Raw genomic sequence first — 12,436 nt, forward strand, 5'->3', positions numbered from 1 at the left:
TTGCACATTATGTAATTTGGTCGTTTTGTTTTTTAGAGTTTGTAGTCTTTCTTTAACTGTTCTAATGTTTCTAGACTACGCTCTGCAAAAGGTGAATCATCTTCAGAAAATGAATTCATTTGAGTTTCTAATGCTAATTTTAGTGAATCTGTATAATCCGGAATTTCTCCTTCATATTTCTTCACCATTTGTTCTGGAATGTTCGTTTGCTCACGAAAAGCTAAAGCACGTCTTTCGTGGAAAAATGGTACGTCAGCTTGTTTTACGTTATGTAAGTCACCTTGCACCGGATGTTTTAAAACAGCTAATACTTTTACGACGTAACTGCCAGGACGGCTATTTGTAACCTCGCCAATGTATTTTCCTGTTTTATAAATACCAGTAACGATTTCGCCAATTTCAAATGTTTCTCTCATATTTTTCACCTCAAGTTTATAGTAAGGAAAGTGAGGGAAGGAGTCAAAGAAATCATTCGCTTTCGGAACGACCCTTGAGAATATGGACCGGTTCAACTATAATTTAAAGTGATATAACAGAAAATTCTGATGTTTTTCGAATCCTATAATAAGGAGTGTTCCGTATGATGCCTTTATATTTTCCGGAAGATAAAACAGAATATATTATTCCGGGGATTGTTTGTGTTCTATTTATCATCGGTGCGATTGCTACGTGGCGTATGTTCATTCGTGTATCAAAACGAGAAGCAGAGCGATTACAGAAAGTTGAAGAAAAGCTGTTAGCTGAAAAGAAACAGTAACTCATTTTTGTATGTTTCCCTCTATGCTCGGACAATCTAAGGGCAGAATATATTTTGGAGGGAATAAAATGAAAAAACGGCTTTTTTTCAGTTGTTGTTTACTATTTCTGATGGCAGGTTGTGACCAAGGAAAGCCGAAAGAAATTGACGTGAAATTACATAATGCTTCAGGTGATGAAGTGGGGACTGCGAAAGTAACTCAGCAAACAAGCGGAGTGAAAATTAAGATTAAAGGGGAAGGTTTCACGCCAGGCCCGCACGCCATACATGTGCACGAAATTGGTGAGTGTAAAGCACCGCGTTTTGAATCATCTGGGAATCATTTTAACCCTGATAATAAAAAGCATGGACTGCTCAATCCGAAGGGTGCAGAAAACGGTGATTTACCGAACGTAATTGCAGACGGTTCTGGGAAAATTAAAGCAGAAATCGATGCGCCGCATATAACGCTCGAAGAAGGAAAAACGACGATTCATAGAAAAGATGGAGCGTCTATTATTATTACAGAAAACCCTGATGATGGTATGACACAACCGACAGGTAAATCAGGGGATCGAATTGCTTGTGGCGTAATTGTAAAAAAAGCATCGGATATGAAGAAAAAGTAAAAGCTACCGTGAATGGTAGCTTTCTTTGTGAAATGTAATTGAAAGTATATCAGCGATTATTGGAATATATCGACTGTAACTCAAATTATATCGGCGATTATTGGAATATATAGACCGTAACTTGAAATATATCAGCGATTATTGAAATATATCGACTTACCGACAAAATATGACAAAGGAGTCTGCCCCAAGAATGATTAGGGGCAGACTCCTTTCTTATTATGAAAACGTATGATGCAGTCTGTTTAAAATTTCTTCTAAAACAGATCGTGGACAGCCGATGTTAATTCGAATATGTTCTTCGCCACCTAACCCGTATTTCTCACCAGGTTCAACGATGATTTTTCCTTTTTCCTCAAGTAGTGCGGTACGCTCGTTTTGAGAAAGCTTTAGACGAGAACAATCAATCCATAATAAAAAGCTACCTTCTGGCTTCGTTACGGAAAGAGCAGGTATGTGAGTTTTAATATATTCATAAGCAAATTGAGCATTATCTTCTATATATAATCGAATTTCGTTTAGCCAATCATTACATTCTGTATAGGCACTTTGCATCGCTGTATAAGCGAAGATATTTAACCCGTGGAAGCCCTGTCTATACTGGATAGCAGTAAAGGCGTGACGGAGTTTTTCGTTTGGAATGATAATGATCGACGCTTGTAATCCAGCGATATTAAATGTTTTACTTGGAGCCATACAAGTAATCGTGCGAGCTGCTAATTCTTCAGATAAAGAAGCGAACGGTGTATGTGTATGGTCTGCATAAATGATATCGGAATGAATTTCATCCGCCACAACGATTACGTCATATTTAGTACATAACGATCCGAGCTGCACAAGTTCCTTTTTCGTCCAAACGCGTCCGATTGGGTTATGAGGGCTACAAAGAAGCATGAGTTTGATGCCTTGCTGAAACTGCTTTTCTAAATGCTTGAAGTCTATCACATATGTATCATTTTGTTTCTGTAATGGACTCACGCATAACTGCCTGTTGTTTGTTGTGACCATTTCGAAAAATGGAGGATAAATAGGTGGTTGTACGAGAACAGATTCGTTTTCTTTGGTGAAAGCCTGTATGCTCGTACTAAGAGCTGGAACGATTCCGGCGCTAAAGACAATCCATTCTTTTTGAATATCCCAGTTGTATTGTTGTTTTGTCCAGTTACAAATAATATCTCCAATATTTTCGGGAGGAAGTGTATAGCCAAAAATCGGATGTTCGATTCGTTGTTTTAAGGCAGTTTGAATTGGTTTTGGTACTTCAAAATCCATATCAGCAATCCAAGCATGGATAAGTTCTTCGTTTTTATATGTATCCCATTTTATACTATGCGTTCCACGTCGATTGATTGCTTTATGAAATAGTTGCATAAGTTTGCTCCCTTCTTCTGTAAAACCAATAAGTTATGAAAGTTCTCTCTCTTCTTATAGAATAGCTGATGTGATAGGATAAAGAAAAGTATTAAAAAGTGAAAAGGCGGGAAGCGAATGGGTACATATGAAAAGATGATAGAGGTTGTGAAGAATTGGGATCCGTTTCAAATGGGACCGGAGTTTTATGAAACAGAAGCGAGCGATGTTGTGAGCGTCATAAGTGTGTTTGACGATCCAAAATATATCGCAAAGAAGATTCAACATATATACTTTATGTCTTTTGAGGAAGTACCTGCGCTTGAAAAATGTGAGAAATTAGCTGTGGAATTACTTGTAATAAAAGAAGGCGGAAGCTGTTCATTATAGGCTGTCCGGATTTCCGACAGCCTTTTTTATATTATCCCGCTATTTGCTGGGTAGTAAGACCTTCACCTCAAAATTTAGTGGAAGCAAAGAAGTTAGGTGGAGGCTGATTAGAGTTTCATTTTATTGCGCGGAAAAAGCGATAATTTCTTCATAAACATGTTCAGGCTTTTCTTCAGGTAGTAAATGTCCTGTATTTTCGTAAGAAATAAATTTTGAATTCGGTAAATCTTTGTGTAGACGATGACCTACATGTACAGGGACGACGCGGTCTTTTTCACCCCAAATGAGTAGGATAGGTGTTTCGATTTTTTGTAATTCAGTTGAAGATAAGTCACCTTCACGGTCTCGTATCATGCGAGTTAAAGCGGGAAATATACGGTCGTCATAAAAAGGAGCGGAGTAACCTTTTTTCATTTCATCGTCAATTAATGAGTGATCATGAACGACATTCATTAAGTTATGAACAATGCCGCGCCTTATAATCCAGTTCTTTACGTATAAATGAAAGAACGGTAAATAAGAAGAGTATAGTAAAGGTAAGGTTGCGCGAGCTAAATAGCTCGAGCTACATAGTAAAATCGTCTTTGAAATGAGTTCAGGACGTATACGGTTTACATAGAGAGAAATTTGCCCACCCATAGAATGCCCAACTAATACAATGTTTGAGAGAGATAAATGTTCAATTAAATCAATAATAATCGTTGCTAAATTGTGATAAGAATACTTAAACAGATGAGACTTATCACTTTTTCCGAACGGTGGTAAATCAAGAGCAATGACTGTTCCTTCCTTCGATAGTAAAGGAATGAGACGGCGGTAACTGAATGAGGAAGATAAAAAGCCGTGAACGAGTATGAAAGTAGGACGTTCTGTTTTATTATCATGTTCATACAATTCGTAATGAACAGTAGTGCCGCGAGTGGAAAAAGTGAAATAAGGACAAGTATATTTATGATTCATTTTTTGTCACTCCATTGATTTTTGTTCATATCATCTCCAAGGAAGAAGAAAATATGTTAACAAAAAAAGGCAAGATGACGATGTCATCTTGCCTTTCGTTTATTCAGCATTACCCGCGAACAATATTAGGCGGTGTTTTTCCTTGTAACCCTGCAACTAAATTTTCAGCGGCGGTCATGGCCATTTGCTGACGAGTTTTTAATGTTGCAGATCCGATATGTGGTAAAGTCACAACATTTTGTAATGATAAGAGTGGATTATCTTTTTGAATCGGCTCTTGTGTAAATGTATCGATACCTGCTGCAAAGATTTTCTTTTCTGTTAAAGCATGGATTAACGCTTTTTCATCTACTGTTTTGCCGCGAGAAGCATTAATGAAGATTGCTGTGTCTTTCATTAATGAAAATTCCTTTTCTCCGATAAGGTGATATGTTTCATCTGTTAATGGAGTAAGAAGAACAATAAAGTCAGACTGCTTCAGTAGCATCTGTAAATCACAATATGTAGCATCGAATTTTTGTTCAGCTTCTTCTTTACGACGGCGGTTATAGTAAAGAACATTCATATCAAATCCGAATTTTGCTCGTTTTGCAACGGCTTCTCCAATTCGGCCCATACCGATAATACCAATTGTGCTATGGTGTACATCTAGTCCGAAGTGTTCTTTTCCGATTTCAGCGTTCCATTCACCATTTTTCACGTAAGAATCGAGTTCGCAAACGCGGCGCCCAGCTGATAACATAAGGGCGAAAACGAGATCAGCTACTGTATCATCTAATACGTAGGGTGTATTCGTTCCGATAACATTTCGGTTTTTCATCGCTTGTAAATCAAAATTATCGTAACCGACAGAAATGTTGCTCACTACTTTTAAGTTAGGAGCTACTGTCAGTAATTCTTCATTAATAGCAGATCCGAAATTTAATAACCCATCTTTATCTTGTATTTTCTCTAATAGAACATCACGAGGTACTTTCTCATTTTGATCCCATTTTTCATAATCACAGTGTTCTGATAAATAGTTTTCTACAAATGTTGGAACTGGTTCAGCAATATAAACTTTTGGTTTCACGGTTCCATCCCCTTTCGCTTTATCACGTATTTTTCTGCTGATTAAAGTTTCACTTTACCCCGCATTAACGGACAGTAAGTCTCCCACCTCAAAAAGCAGCTCAAGCAAAGAGGTTAGGTGGGAGAGCAACTGTCCGTAAAAGCCCGATTGGTGTGGGCTGATAATCAGCGTGGTGAAGCATTTCGATGATTAAAGTTTCACTTTATTTTGACATAATTCAATAGAAAAATCTTCTTTTCAAACTGGAAAGGGTATTTGTATAATTTAGACACAAACGAAAAGGAAGGATGATTTATATGGTGACAGAAAAAGAATTAGAATTATTAGCTTGTCTTGAAAAGAGTAGTCGATTATCTGTAGATACATTAGCGAAGCTGTTAAATATAGAAGTAGAAGAAGTAAAGAAGATGGTTGCGAGATTAGAAAATGAACAGATTATTGTGGATTATGTAACACATATTGATTGGACGAAAGTGAAAGAACATACAGGTTTAACGGCAATGATCGATGTGAAAGTTACGCCAAAGCACGGCGTTGGGTTTGATGCGGTTGCTGAGCAAATTTATCGTTATTCAGAAGTGAAATCCGTTTATTTAATGTCAGGGACATATGATCTTTCTATTACATTAGAAGGGAAAACGATGGGGGAAGTAGCGATGTTTGTTTCTGAGAAATTAGCAACAATTGAATCTGTCGTTTCTACAACTACTCATTTCATTTTGAAGAAGTATAAACATGAGGGTGTTATTTATGAAAAAGACGATGATGATAAGCGAATTGTGGTGACACCATGAAGCAATTTGAACTATCTAGATCAGCAGAATCTTTAAAACCATCTGGTATTCGAAAATTTTTTGATTTAGCAGCAAATATGAAAGGTGTTATTTCCCTCGGGGTAGGAGAGCCAGATTTTGTTACCCCTTGGAATGTAAGGCAAGCATGTATTCGTTCTTTGGAACAAGGGTATACGTCATATACAGCAAATGCAGGATTATTGGAGCTCCGTCAAGAAATAGCAAAGTATCTAAAAAAACAATTTGCAGTATCTTATGACCCAAGTGATGAAATCATTGTTACAGTTGGAGCGAGCCAGGCGTTAGATGTAGCGATGCGCGCCATTATAAATCCTGATGATGAAGTGCTCATTATTGAACCAAGCTTCGTTTCTTATGCACCACTTGTGACATTAGCTGGAGGAGTTCCAGTTCCTGTGGCGACTACTTTAGAAAATGAGTTTAAAGTACTACCAGAACAAATTGAAGCAGCTATTACAGCGAAAACAAAGGCGATTTTGCTTTGTTCACCAAATAACCCGACAGGTGCAATGCTAAATAAATCCGAGCTTGAAGAAATAGCAGTGATTGTTGAGAAGTACAATCTAATTGTATTATCTGATGAAATTTATGCAGAGCTTGTATACGACGAAGTATATACAAGTTTCGCGAGTATTAAAAATATGCGTGAGCATACGATTTTAATTTCGGGATTTTCAAAAGGGTTTGCGATGACAGGATGGCGTCTCGGTATGATTGCAGCTCCTGTTCAATTTTCAGAATTAATGCTCAAAATCCATCAGTATTCAATGATGTGTGCACCGACGATGTCTCAGTTTGCAGCACTTGAGGCGTTACGCGCAGGGAACGATGAAGTGATTCGAATGAGAGATAGTTATAAGAAGCGTCGTAACTTCATGACGAAATCTTTCAATGAAATGGGCTTAACGTGTCATGTGCCAGGCGGAGCATTTTATGTTTTCCCTTCTATATCTTCAACAGGATTATCTTCAGCGGAATTTGCAGAACAGTTATTGCTGGAAGAAAAAGTGGCTGTTGTCCCTGGTAGCGTATTTGGCGAAAGTGGTGAAGGTTTTATTCGTTGTTCTTATGCAACATCGCTTGAACAACTTATGGAAGCAATGAAGAGAATGGAACGGTTTGTAGAGAATAAAAAAAGGACAAAACGTAATACGTTTTGTCCATAAAAGGGGGGGAATACTAGAAAGCCATGTGTTAGTAGTCTATCCCAATATTGGATAATTATACTTCTTTAAGGGAAATTTTTCATGAATTTTGAATGAGTTCTGTCATAGTGGTATAATTTACTAATATAAGGTATACGCATTCTAGATAACGTTATCTAGAATGCGTACTAACCAATCGGATATTTAAAATAAATATATCTGCTTTGCTCTCTATAATTGTAGAGAGAATGGTAAACGTATGGGAGTGTTTCATATGTCAGAACAATATACAACAGGAGTGGTTGTAACAGGGAAAGTGACTGGAATTCAAGATTACGGTGCGTTTGTAGCGTTAGATGCAGAAACACAAGGGCTTGTGCATATATCTGAAATTACAAATGGATATGTAAAGGATATTCATGACTTTTTAAAGGTCGGCGATACAGTAGAAGTAAAGGTACTTTCAATTGATGAAGAGCACAGAAAAATGAGTTTATCGTTAAAAGCGGCGAAAAGAAAACAAGGAAGGATTCTTATACCGAACCCATCTGAAAACGGATTTAATACGCTGCGAGAAAAGTTGGCAGAATGGATTGAAGAGTCCGAGTTAACAAAGTAAAAGAGGAACGCATATGAGCGTTCCTCTTTTACTTTATCTTATGATATATATTTGCAAATATGATTGCATGCAATCATATTCGTATGTCGGAGGTGAAAGGACATACTGATTATCGAATTTCGTTTGTTTCTGGGTGCGTACCAAGATTTTCAGATGGTTTAAACAGTAAACCAAGGTTGATAAGCCCAGATATACCAACGATGCCGTAAATAATACGTGCAAGAGCTGAATTTTGTCCACCGAAAATGGCTGCTACTAAGTCAAACTGGAAAAACCCGATTAGTCCCCAGTTCACAGCGCCAATTACAGTAAAGACTAATGCGATACGTTGTAAAGTACTCATGAAAAAGCCCCCCTTAATTGTGAAGCATGAGCAAGCGATGAGTTAATTAACTCTTTTATAGAATGGGGTAGTTATGTTGTTTTTATACATAAAAAATGTTTGAAAGAAGATGTATATACATCTATACCGAAAAATGCGAATTTTTATGCAAAAAATGAACTTTTTCTAAAAAATATATATTGGTTACGTTTACAATGTTTGAATCGCTTGATTTACAACTTCAGTTTCGCTAAAGTGAATACAGAAATACATATCCATAATTGGAGGGAAAAAGATGAGTACACATGTAACGTTCGACTATTCTAAAGCGTTATCCTTCATCGGTGAACATGAAATCACTTATTTACGTGATGCAGTGAAAGTAACACATCACGCAATCCACGAAAAAACTGGAGCTGGGAACGATTTCCTTGGGTGGGTAGACCTTCCGCTTCAATATGACAAAGAAGAATTTGCTCGCATTCAAAAATGCGCAGAAAAAATTAAAAATGACTCTGACATTTTACTTGTTGTAGGTATCGGTGGTTCTTACTTAGGAGCACGTGCAGCAATCGAAATGTTAAACCATTCTTTCTACAACACGCTTTCTAAAGAACAACGTAAAACTCCACAAGTGCTATTTGTTGGACAAAACATTAGCTCCACTTACATGAAAGATTTAATGGACGTATTAGAAGGTAAAGACTTCTCTATTAACGTTATTTCCAAATCAGGTACAACAACAGAGCCAGCACTAGCATTCCGTATCTTCCGTAAGTTATTAGAAGAAAAGTATGGAAAAGAAGAAGCTCGCAAACGTATTTATGCAACTACAGATAAAGCGCGTGGTGCATTAAAAACATTAGCTGATAACGAAGGTTACGAAACATTTGTTATTCCAGATGATGTTGGAGGTCGTTTCTCTGTATTAACGCCAGTTGGTTTATTACCAATCGCAGTAAGTGGCTTAAATATTGAAGAGATGATGAAAGGTGCAGCTGCTGGTCGTGATGACTTCGGAACATCAGAACTAGAAGAAAATCCAGCTTACCAATATGCAGTAGTTCGTAACGCTTTATACAATAAAGGAAAAACAATTGAAATGCTTGTTAACTATGAACCAGCACTTCAATACTTCGCTGAGTGGTGGAAACAGTTATTTGGTGAAAGTGAAGGAAAAGATCAAAAAGGTATTTTCCCATCTTCAGCAAACTTCTCAACTGATTTACACTCATTAGGTCAATACGTTCAAGAAGGTCGTCGTGACTTATTTGAAACAGTCCTTAAAGTAGGTAAATCTACACATGAACTAACAATCGAATCAGAAGAAAACGATTTAGACGGATTAAACTACCTTGCTGGTGAAACTGTAGACTTCGTAAACACAAAAGCATACGAAGGTACATTACTTGCACATAGCGACGGGGGAGTACCAAACTTAATCGTCAATATTCCTGAATTAAATGAGTACACATTCGGTTACCTTGTATACTTCTTTGAAAAAGCATGTGCGATGAGCGGCTACTTATTAGGCGTGAATCCATTTGACCAACCTGGAGTAGAAGCATATAAGAAAAACATGTTTGCTTTACTTGGTAAACCAGGATTTGAAGAGTTAAAAGCAGAATTAGAAGAGCGTTTAAAATAATAAAAAGCGACCGGAATCCGGTCGCTTTTTATTATTTTATCGAAAAGTCCATCAGTATATTCAAACTAAAGTGGGTATGCTAAAGGAAAAGTCTAGGAGGGATGGGCTTGATTCCGATTCAATCAAATTTAGAAGGACGTACATATGCGTTATATAAGTTAGAAGAGATTATGAAACCACTTGGATATAGCATTGGTGGTAATTGGGATTATGATAAAGGATGCTTCGATTACAAAATCGATGAAGAAGATGGGTATCAATTTTTACGAGTTCCATTTACAGCCATTGATGGAGAACTAGATGTACCAGGCGTAATAGTTCGTCTTGGAACGCCGTATATTCTTTCGCACGTATATCAAGACGAACTAGATGATAATGTGAATACTTTAACAGCTGGAACAAGTGGAATGGATCAATTTGCTGAGCCGAAAGATCCAGATGGAGATGTGAAAAGAAAATATATCAATATTGGGAAAGTGCTCATGCAAGAATTAGAGCGTCATTTTACTAATGGTGAATAACAATGAGTATGTCGCTTTCAATGAGAACAAAGGAATGAACTGGATTAATTATATATTGTTCGTCGCGCTTTATACCTAGTAAGAGAATGTTTTGCTTTAAAAGAGTATAGCTACAATTGGCAAAAGTTTGTCCGGTGCAGGACGATGGAAGCTCCATCAGTTGTAATTTATTATCAGAGATTTCGTCGTAAAGTGAAAATAGTACACCTGAAATGGAAGGGAATAAAAGAGAAGCGGTAAATACATAGCTCGTTAATTTATTTCCTTCTATAATTTCTGACACGCCAGCTCTCGTTGCATTTTGTATTTGTTCAGAAGTAAGAAGTTCAGCGATGCAGTGAATGTTTGGGTTGAGCCCTTTTGCAGTTAAAATATTTAAAATGGACTGTGTATCCGCTAAGCTTTCGTTTTTTTCTTTATCAGCTGTTATTAATATGGTGTGTGCCGTTGCAATATTAGCCTTTAATAAAGTTTGATCGTGATGCGGACAACCTTTTATAAATTCTAAATGATGAAATGGTTTTGGGAGTAAAGAAAGTGTTTCATCAATTAAAACGATATCAAGGTTTGGTTGTAATACGTGCATTTGCTTTACAACATGTTTTGCGCGCTCATTCCAGCCAACGATAATCATATGACCGTTAGAAGTAGCGGCTTCTTCACCTTTAATTTTCATATATTGTTTATTAATCATTTCAGTAGCAAACAGCACCATATAATAAGAACAAAAGCCAGTTCCTAATAAAATAATACTTATACCTATTAGTTTTCCTATCGTCGTATGGGGAGCAAAGTCGCCATATCCAACTGTAAAAATGGTAACGATTGACCACCAAATTCCGTCAAACCATGTAGTGAAATGAAAAGGTTCTAATCTATGTATAAGAAAACCGGAAAAAGCAGTCAGTACAATAATAAAACAAATTAAACGAAAAATAATGGAATCACGAAATGTATCTACTAAATTCGGACGGGATTTCAATTGCCTATTCCTCCTTACTTTGTAGGACTACATTCATTGTTGCCAATATAGAAAAAAGAAAAACTCTCTAATTAAAGAGAGTTTGTTTTACGTTACATACTTTCCACTTCAGTTTGTTGGACACTTTCAAGATGCTGGAGAGCATAGTAAACATCAGCGGTATGTCTTTTTTGATCAATGGACAGTTTAAGATGTAAATAGTGAGAACCGTTTTCTAATGTTTTAAGCTTCATATTCTTAACTTTTATATCCATTTCTTTTATTTCTTCAATTACGATTGGGATATTGTCCATATTTCGTACAACAAGTTTCACAGCGATATCACGTTGACGAAATGATCTAGGGCCTACATATTTCATTGCGAGTGGTATAAGTTCGACACTAATCATAAGGAAACACATTCCGAATATCGCTTCAATATAGAATCCGGCCCCAACAGCAATACCAATACCAGAAGCACCCCAGATCATAGCGGCAGTCGTGAGCCCTGCAATGCTATCGTTGCCTCTTCTTAAAATTACGCCAGCACCTAAAAAACCAATTCCTGATACAATTTGAGCGGCAAGTCGAAGTGGATCCATATTCATATGATCGGTATGTGGTAAGTTATAAGCTGCTTTAATAGAAACAATCGTTAGGAGGCAACTAATAATAGAAATAACTAAACACGTTTTTAAACCAAGTGGTTTCCGTTTTAATTCGCGTTCTAAACCAATGGCAAATCCTAAAATAGCCGAGAGACCTAGTTTGATTAATAAATCGGTATAGTCCATATATATTCCTCCTTGTATGATATGCTATATGAATAAAACGCTTATTATAGAAAGAAACGTCTTTTGATAGAGTAACTTTATATAAAATATATGTAGGAATTGCTCATACATGAAAGAGATATTTCGTTTAAGTATATGATATAAAAAAAGAAATGTGGGCAGTTTTAAAAAAAGTTTATAAAAGGTGTTGCATTTCATTTTTCACCATGATATATTAATAACCGTCGCTGATGCGGAAACGCAGAAAACGACAAAAAAGAAATTGAAAAACTTAGTTGACATCGAAAAACGAAGATGTTAACATAAGGAAGTCGCAAATGAGCGACCAAGTAGTTCTTTGAAAACTGAACGAAACAAACAACGTGAAACGTCAATTTTTATTTTAGATGCTAGACAAACTAACTTTATTGGAGAGTTTGATCCTGGCTCAGGATGAACGCTGGCGGCGTGCCTAATACATGCAAGTCGAGCGAA

At 36.7% G+C, this 12,436-nt stretch carries 15 protein-coding genes and 1 rRNA gene; 9 read left to right on the forward strand and 7 right to left on the reverse strand.

Going from position 1 to position 12,436, the window contains the following annotated elements; all coding sequences use genetic code 11:
* Nucleotides 1–32: 32 nt before the first annotated feature.
* Nucleotides 33–416 (reverse strand): kinase-associated lipoprotein KapB, encoded by a 384-nt coding sequence (gene kapB, locus D1166_RS10265; RefSeq protein ID WP_001209340.1) that lies wholly within the window; start codon nucleotides 414–416, stop codon nucleotides 33–35.
* A gap of 164 nt (nucleotides 417–580) precedes the next feature.
* Between kapB and D1166_RS31225 the strand changes: the two genes are divergently transcribed.
* Together D1166_RS31225 and sodC are read left to right on the forward strand one after the other, a co-directional pair.
* Nucleotides 581–757 (forward strand): hypothetical protein, encoded by a 177-nt coding sequence (locus tag D1166_RS31225; protein WP_000982757.1) that lies wholly within the window; start codon nucleotides 581–583, stop codon nucleotides 755–757.
* A 68-nt stretch (nucleotides 758–825) separates the two neighbouring features.
* Complete coding sequence (gene sodC / locus D1166_RS10270; RefSeq protein ID WP_097856212.1) at nucleotides 826–1,365, forward strand: superoxide dismutase [Cu-Zn]; 540 nt, start codon at nucleotides 826–828, stop codon at nucleotides 1,363–1,365.
* Nucleotides 1,366–1,584: 219 nt separating this feature from the next.
* On the opposite strand, the gene D1166_RS10275 is transcribed toward sodC, so the two are convergent.
* Nucleotides 1,585–2,736 carry a MalY/PatB family protein gene (locus D1166_RS10275; protein WP_001175819.1) on the reverse strand — a complete coding sequence of 384 codons (1,152 nt, stop codon included), beginning with the start codon at nucleotides 2,734–2,736 and terminating at the stop codon, nucleotides 1,585–1,587.
* Between the two features lie 117 nt (nucleotides 2,737–2,853).
* On the opposite strand from D1166_RS10275, the gene D1166_RS10280 reads away from it, so the two are divergent.
* The gene (locus tag D1166_RS10280) at nucleotides 2,854–3,105 is read left to right on the forward strand and encodes a YugE family protein (RefSeq protein WP_000537645.1); all 252 of its coding nucleotides are present in this window, start codon (nucleotides 2,854–2,856) and stop codon (nucleotides 3,103–3,105) included.
* 120 nt (nucleotides 3,106–3,225) lie between these two features.
* Here D1166_RS10280 and D1166_RS10285 read toward each other — a convergent pair whose 3' ends face one another.
* Nucleotides 3,226–4,065, reverse strand: a complete 840-nt coding sequence (locus D1166_RS10285) for an alpha/beta fold hydrolase (RefSeq protein ID WP_001015858.1) — start codon at nucleotides 4,063–4,065, stop codon at nucleotides 3,226–3,228.
* A 109-nt stretch (nucleotides 4,066–4,174) separates the two neighbouring features.
* Nucleotides 4,175–5,167, reverse strand: coding sequence for a 2-hydroxyacid dehydrogenase (locus D1166_RS10290; RefSeq protein WP_097797008.1), 993 nt, complete (start codon nucleotides 5,165–5,167; stop codon nucleotides 4,175–4,177).
* 266 nt (nucleotides 5,168–5,433) lie between these two features.
* Here D1166_RS10290 and D1166_RS10295 point away from each other — a divergent pair, with 266 nt between their 5' ends.
* The 3 genes from D1166_RS10295 to yugI all read left to right on the forward strand — a co-directional run bounded on the left by D1166_RS10295 (nucleotide 5,434) and on the right by yugI (nucleotide 7,716).
* Entirely contained in the window at nucleotides 5,434–5,931 is a 498-nt protein-coding gene (locus tag D1166_RS10295; RefSeq protein WP_000255698.1) for an Lrp/AsnC family transcriptional regulator, read from the forward strand.
* Nucleotides 5,928–7,118, forward strand: coding sequence for an aminotransferase (locus D1166_RS10300; RefSeq protein WP_048568252.1), 1,191 nt, complete (start codon nucleotides 5,928–5,930; stop codon nucleotides 7,116–7,118). The genes D1166_RS10295 and D1166_RS10300 overlap by 4 nt, the downstream gene beginning before the upstream one ends.
* A 253-nt stretch (nucleotides 7,119–7,371) precedes the next feature.
* The gene (gene yugI, locus D1166_RS10305; protein ID WP_000003764.1) at nucleotides 7,372–7,716 is read left to right on the forward strand and encodes a S1 domain-containing post-transcriptional regulator GSP13; all 345 of its coding nucleotides are present in this window, start codon (nucleotides 7,372–7,374) and stop codon (nucleotides 7,714–7,716) included.
* A 109-nt stretch (nucleotides 7,717–7,825) separates the two neighbouring features.
* Here yugI and D1166_RS10310 read toward each other — a convergent pair whose 3' ends face one another.
* Nucleotides 7,826–8,059, reverse strand: coding sequence for a DUF378 domain-containing protein (locus tag D1166_RS10310; protein WP_000105788.1), 234 nt, complete (start codon nucleotides 8,057–8,059; stop codon nucleotides 7,826–7,828).
* Nucleotides 8,060–8,333: 274 nt separating this feature from the next.
* Here D1166_RS10310 and D1166_RS10320 point away from each other — a divergent pair, with 274 nt between their 5' ends.
* Both D1166_RS10320 and D1166_RS10325 read left to right on the forward strand, forming a co-directional pair.
* Nucleotides 8,334–9,686: a glucose-6-phosphate isomerase gene (locus D1166_RS10320; RefSeq protein ID WP_000103658.1), complete on the forward strand. Its 1,353-nt coding sequence runs from the start codon at nucleotides 8,334–8,336 to the stop codon at nucleotides 9,684–9,686.
* Nucleotides 9,687–9,793: 107 nt separating this feature from the next.
* Nucleotides 9,794–10,207 (forward strand): YugN-like family protein, encoded by a 414-nt coding sequence (locus D1166_RS10325; protein ID WP_000612334.1) that lies wholly within the window; start codon nucleotides 9,794–9,796, stop codon nucleotides 10,205–10,207.
* Here D1166_RS10325 and D1166_RS10330 read toward each other — a convergent pair.
* Entirely contained in the window at nucleotides 10,194–11,189 is a 996-nt protein-coding gene (locus D1166_RS10330; protein WP_097856213.1) for a potassium channel family protein, read from the reverse strand. The two genes, D1166_RS10325 and D1166_RS10330, sit on opposite strands and share 14 nt — an antisense overlap.
* 92 nt (nucleotides 11,190–11,281) lie before the next feature.
* Nucleotides 11,282–11,962: an MgtC/SapB family protein gene (locus D1166_RS10335; protein ID WP_000386676.1), complete on the reverse strand. Its 681-nt coding sequence runs from the start codon at nucleotides 11,960–11,962 to the stop codon at nucleotides 11,282–11,284.
* A 404-nt stretch (nucleotides 11,963–12,366) separates the two neighbouring features.
* On the opposite strand from D1166_RS10335, the gene D1166_RS10340 reads away from it, so the two are divergent.
* A 16S ribosomal RNA gene (locus D1166_RS10340) occupies nucleotides 12,367–12,436 on the forward strand; the annotation flags it as partial.

Origin of the sequence: Bacillus sp. ISO11 (assembly GCF_003458115.1) — a bacterium.
In the GTDB taxonomy this organism is placed as follows: Bacteria; Bacillota; Bacilli; order Bacillales; family Bacillaceae_G; genus Bacillus_A; species Bacillus_A cereus.

What these genes read in the sequence shown, in the direction of transcription:
- D1166_RS31225 (WP_000982757.1), top strand. Translation starts at nt 581, where the DNA reads ATGATGCCTTTATATTTTCCGGAAGATAAAACAGAATATATTATTCCG.
- D1166_RS10300 (WP_048568252.1), top strand. Translation starts at nt 5,928, where the DNA reads ATGAAGCAATTTGAACTATCTAGATCAGCAGAATCTTTAAAACCATCT.
- D1166_RS10280 (WP_000537645.1), top strand. Translation starts at nt 2,854, where the DNA reads ATGGGTACATATGAAAAGATGATAGAGGTTGTGAAGAATTGGGATCCG.
- D1166_RS10335 (WP_000386676.1), bottom strand. Translation starts at nt 11,962, where the DNA reads ATGGACTATACCGATTTATTAATCAAACTAGGTCTCTCGGCTATTTTA.
- D1166_RS10320 (WP_000103658.1), top strand. Translation starts at nt 8,334, where the DNA reads ATGAGTACACATGTAACGTTCGACTATTCTAAAGCGTTATCCTTCATC.
- D1166_RS10310 (WP_000105788.1), bottom strand. Translation starts at nt 8,059, where the DNA reads ATGAGTACTTTACAACGTATCGCATTAGTCTTTACTGTAATTGGCGCT.
- D1166_RS10285 (WP_001015858.1), bottom strand. Translation starts at nt 4,065, where the DNA reads ATGAATCATAAATATACTTGTCCTTATTTCACTTTTTCCACTCGCGGC.
- yugI (WP_000003764.1), top strand. Translation starts at nt 7,372, where the DNA reads ATGTCAGAACAATATACAACAGGAGTGGTTGTAACAGGGAAAGTGACT.
- sodC (WP_097856212.1), top strand. Translation starts at nt 826, where the DNA reads ATGAAAAAACGGCTTTTTTTCAGTTGTTGTTTACTATTTCTGATGGCA.
- D1166_RS10295 (WP_000255698.1), top strand. Translation starts at nt 5,434, where the DNA reads ATGGTGACAGAAAAAGAATTAGAATTATTAGCTTGTCTTGAAAAGAGT.
- D1166_RS10275 (WP_001175819.1), bottom strand. Translation starts at nt 2,736, where the DNA reads ATGCAACTATTTCATAAAGCAATCAATCGACGTGGAACGCATAGTATA.
- kapB (WP_001209340.1), bottom strand. Translation starts at nt 416, where the DNA reads ATGAGAGAAACATTTGAAATTGGCGAAATCGTTACTGGTATTTATAAA.